4 protein-coding genes are annotated in these 4,511 nt (G+C 67.1%); 1 reads left to right on the top strand and 3 read right to left on the bottom strand.

Going from position 1 to position 4,511, the window contains the following annotated elements:
• The 3 genes from RMO97_RS17515 to RMO97_RS17505 all read right to left on the bottom strand — a co-directional run.
• Positions 1-1,848: NADP-dependent malic enzyme (locus tag RMO97_RS17515; protein ID WP_310542301.1), on the bottom strand; the 1,848-nt coding region annotated here is incomplete at its 3' end.
• Between the two features lie 121 nt (positions 1,849-1,969).
• Complete coding sequence (locus RMO97_RS17510) at positions 1,970-2,614, bottom strand: glutathione S-transferase family protein (RefSeq protein WP_310542300.1); 645 nt, start codon at positions 2,612-2,614, stop codon at positions 1,970-1,972.
• Positions 2,615-2,758: 144 nt separating this feature from the next.
• Entirely contained in the window at positions 2,759-3,328 is a 570-nt protein-coding gene (locus RMO97_RS17505) for a TetR/AcrR family transcriptional regulator (protein WP_310542299.1), read from the bottom strand.
• 251 nt (positions 3,329-3,579) lie between these two features.
• On the opposite strand from RMO97_RS17505, the gene RMO97_RS17500 reads away from it, so the two are divergent.
• On the top strand, positions 3,580-4,200 hold the full coding sequence (locus RMO97_RS17500; protein WP_310542298.1) for a glutathione binding-like protein: 621 nt from the start codon (positions 3,580-3,582) through the stop codon (positions 4,198-4,200).
• Positions 4,201-4,511 lie beyond the last annotated feature (311 nt).

Genomic DNA, 4,511 nt, shown 5'->3' with positions numbered 1-4,511 from the left:
GGCGATCTCCACCAGCTCGTCGGCCTCGGGCATCTCGGTGACGTTGGTGTCGGCGATGAACAGGGTGTGGCCCTTGGCCAGCACCACGCTCATGCCCATGACCCGGCCGTCCGGCAGCGGGTCGATCACCTGCAGCACCTCCTCCAGCACCTGGTCGTAGGAGCGGGTGACACCGGTGACCATGCCGTCGGCGTGGCCCAGGGCCACCATGGAGGCGGCGAAGGAGTTGCGGTCCTGGTTGATCAGCCGCTGGACATCGCGCTTCAGGAAGCCCTGACGCGCCAGCCGGCTGTAGAGATATTCCACATATTCCGGATTTCGGTCCGAAAGCCGGGCGTTGATGATCTCCAGCTTCACGACCTCGGGGTCGAGACCGGCGAGCGTCATGTTCTCACGCACCAAGTCCTCGCGGCCCACCAGGACGGCTTGGCCAAGGCCCTGGCTCTCGAAGGCGTAGGCCGCGCGGATCACGCTGGGCTCTTCGCCCTCGGCGAAGACGATCCGCTTCTTCGGCGCCGCCTGCACGGTCCCCTGCAGCTTCTGCAGGAACGCCGCGGTGGGATCGAGCCGTTGGGCCAGGGACGCCCGATAGGCGTCCATGTCCTCGATGGGCCTGCGGGCGACACCGGTGTCCATGGCCGCCTGGGCCACGAAGGGCGGGATGTACCAGATCAGCCGCGGATCGAAGGGCGAGGGGATGATGTACTGCGGGCCGAACTTCAGCTGCACGCCGTGATAGGCGGCCGCCACCTCGTCGGGCACGTCCTCGCGCGCCAGCTGCGCCAGGGCGTTGGCGCAGGCGATCTTCATCTCCAGGTTCACCCGGCGGGCGCGGACATCCATCGCGCCGCGGAAGATGTAGGGGAAGCCCAGGACGTTGTTGACCTGGTTGGGATAGTCGCTGCGCCCGGTGCCGACGATGGCGTCGGGGCGCACGGCGTGCACCTCTTCCGGCAGGATCTCAGGATCGGGGTTAGCCATGGCGAAGATCAGCGGATTGGGCGCCATCTTCATGATCATGTCCTGGGTCAGGACCCCCTTGGCCGACAGGCCCAGGAAGACGTCAGCCCCCACCAGGGCCTCGGCCAGGGTCCGCGCGTCAGTGTCGACGGCGTGGGCCGACTTCCACTGGTTCATGCCCGCGGTGCGGCCGCGATAGATCACCCCGGTATTGTCCACGGCGATGCAATTTTCACCGCGCACGCCCATGGCCTTGATCAGGTCCAGGCTGGCGATGCCCGCCGCCCCGGCCCCGCACAGCACCACCTTCACGTCCTTCAGGTCGCGGCCGGTGATGTGGCAGGCGTTGATCAGGCCCGCGGCGGAGATGATCGCCGTGCCGTGCTGGTCGTCATGGAACACTGGGATATCCAGCAGTTCCTGCAGCTCGGTCTCGATGCGGAAGCACTCGGGGCTCTTGATGTCCTCGAGATTGATGCCGCCGAAGGTGACCCCGATGTTCTTGATCACCGTGATGACCTCGTCCGGGTCGGTGGCCGAGACCTCGATGTCGATGGAGTCCACGTCGGCGAAGCGCTTGAAGAGCACGCTCTTGCCCTCCATCACCGGCTTGGAGGCCAGGGCGCCGAGGTTGCCCAGGCCTAGGATCGCCGTGCCGTTGGAGATCACCGCCACCAGGTTGCCCTTCGACGTATAGTCGTAGGCCAGCTCCGGGTTCTCGGCGATGGCCAGCACCGGCACCGCGACGCCCGGCGAATAGGCCAGGGACAGGTCGCGCTGGGTCGCCATCGGCTTGGTGGCGACGATCGCGATCTTCCCGGGCGTCGGGTACTTGTGGAAGCTCAGGGCCTCCTCATCGGTGAAGGTGCGTTTTTCGGCGTCGCTCATAGGGGCGGCGTGTCCTTGGGCGCTGAGGTCTCGGGAACGGAAGGGCGCCAACCTACAGAGGCCGGCGCCCTGAAACAACCTGCCGCGGCGCAAAGCTCGGCCGGGCGAGGTGCGTGGGAAATCAGCCCGCGCGGCGGGCCGCAAGCGCGGCCTGCATTTCGGCCAGCACCTTGGCGGCGCCCGGATCGGTCTGCACACGGCTCCAATAGGCCGCGACCTTGGTGTGCTTGGCCAACAGGTCGCCCTTGCGGAACACCATGCCGAACACACCGACGAACATCAGCATGGGGACCAGGGCGCAGTCGGCCGTCGTGAGGCTGTCGCCCACCGCATAGGTGTCGTCGGTCATGAAGACGTTGAGGTGCTCCAGGCCGCTCTCCAGCTTGACGAAGGCGTCATCCACCACTGCGGCGTCGCGGGTCGCGGGGTTCATCTGCCCAAACAGCGCCCCGCCCGAGGCCATGACGTAGAGCTCGGCCACGCGGGCGATCAGCCAGCCGCGCGCGATGTCGGCGGGCTTGGCGGGGCGCAGCCGCGCCTCCGGATAGGCGTCGGCCAGGTATTCGACGATGGTGTCGCTCTCCGGGATCACCGTCCCGTCGTCCAGCACCAGGGCCGGAAGCTTGCCCATGGGGTTGATCGCCAGATACTCGGCGCTCTTCAGGTCCGCCGGATGGGTCAGGATCTCCACGGGCAGGTTCTTGGCGTAGATCGCCACCCGTGGCCGCGCGGCGAAGGGCGAGAGTTCGGCGGAATAAAGCTTCATGACGTGATCCTCGGCGCCTCTTCGAAGCGGGCGCGCTGCGGGGGTGTTCATAGGGGCGTGATCTCTCTTCAGGAAGCGCGACCTTTCCCTCCCCCATCGGGCGGCCGCCCTCTCCCGTTCCACAGGGGAGGAAAGGTTTGGGGCCTACCGTCCGGCGCGGCCGCAGATCAGATCCACCACCGAGGCGCCCATGGCGCGCAGGGTCGCCAGGTCGCCGCCGGCTCGGGCCCGCACGGCCATCCCGTTCAGAACCCCGGTCGCCACCCGCGCCATGCCGGACGCGTCGCTGGAACCCGGCAGGTTGCCCACCTCCATGGCGCGGCGGATGCGGCCCTCGAAGGCCGCGTCGATCTCGGAGAGTGCGCCCGCCAGAAGGCCCCGGACGTCAGGATCGTCCACGGCCTCGGTCACGGCCGTTCCGATCAGGAAGCAGCCTCGGGGCCCGGCGTCGCCGCGCATATAGATGGCCGCGGTGGCCTCGTAGACGCGGGTCAGGGCTGTGCGTAGGTGGTCCTCGGGGGCGAAGGCGGCGGCGAGGCTGGCGCTGATCTCGGCCCGGGATTTCTCCAAGGCCTGGATGTACATGGCCTTCTTGTCCCCGAAGGCGCCGTAGAGGCTTGGCCGGTTCAGGCCTGTCGCCGCGGAGAGATCATCCAGGGAGGTGGCCGCATAGCCGGTGTTCCAGAAGGCGGCGCGGGCCTGGTCAAGGGCCACGGCGGGATCGTAGGTGCGCGGCCGGCCGCGGGGGCGGGGCTCTATCTGTACCACTTCGAATCAAACCCCTGAGGCGATTAATTTACTACCGTTAAGGACTTTAATGCCTGGCGCCAGCAGGTATTTCGACCGCTCAGCGGTTGAGGAAATTGCCCGCCGCGCGAGCCTAATTATGTACTGTCTTGCATGAAAATATTGACGGCTCTTATTTTGTATCGGACGATATGTAAATCAACCGACCGGAGGCCGTCATGGACCTGTATTTCTCACCCCTCGCCTGCTCCCTCGCCTCGCGCATCACTGTCTATGAGGCGGGCGCGGAAGCCGATGTCGCCCTCCGGCGGGTCGACACCAAGACCCAAACAACCGCCGACGGTGCTGACTACCGCGCCATAAATCCCAAGGGGATGGTGCCGGCGCTGCGTACCCCGAGCGGAGGTATTCTCACCGAGAACGCCGCCATCCTGCCCTTCATCGCCGATCAGTTTCCGGGCGCGAACCTCGCCCCGGCCAGCGGCATCGAGCGCTCGCGCCTGACCCAGTGGCTCAGCTTCATTGGCTCTGAGCTGCACAAGACGGTGTTCACCCCCCTGCTGAGCCCCAAGGCCAATGACGGCGCCAAGACCTATGCCCGCGACGCCGCGCCCGACCGCCTGGCCTATCTCGACGCCCACCTGACGGGTCGTGACTATCTGCTGGACGGCTTCAGCGTCGCTGACGCCTACCTGACCGCCGTCCTCAACTGGGCCCAGTTCGTCGGCATCGACCTGAAGACCTGGCCCAATGTCGCCGCCTATTACGCCCGCGTCACCGCGAGGCCCCACGTGGCCCGCGCGATGAAGGAGGAGATCGGGCTCTTCCAGTCGGCGTAGGGCGCGTTTTTCCTCCCCCGTTTACCGGGCAGGGGGACCGGCGTGGCTGGTGGAGGGGGCAAGACCGGGTTCCGAGCTCGAAGCTCGCCCCCTCCCCCACGCCTGCGGCGCGGTCCCCCTCCCCCGTTCCACTCCGCATCACGGGGGAGGAAAGGCGCGGCGCTCTCCCTTGACCCAACCGCCAGGCTCGCGGGACAAGCGCTTACGGAATTCCGTATGACGTTGGAGAGACCCCGCTGACCGCTCCCATCCGCATCGCCATCGCTGGCGCCCTGGGCCGCATGGGACAGGCGATCGCCGCCGTGGTGGAG

The sequence above is a fragment of the Phenylobacterium sp. genome, from assembly GCF_031425575.1.
Lineage (GTDB): Bacteria > Pseudomonadota > Alphaproteobacteria > Caulobacterales > Caulobacteraceae > Phenylobacterium.
Note: the sequence above shows the minus strand (reverse complement) of the source record. Positions and strands in the feature narration are given on the sequence as shown.

Excerpts from the sequence above, each read along its gene's own strand:
- RMO97_RS17510 (WP_310542300.1), bottom strand. The coding sequence starts at position 2,614 with ATGAAGCTTTATTCCGCCGAACTCTCGCCCTTCGCCGCGCGGCCACGG.
- RMO97_RS17500 (WP_310542298.1), top strand. The coding sequence starts at position 3,580 with ATGGACCTGTATTTCTCACCCCTCGCCTGCTCCCTCGCCTCGCGCATC.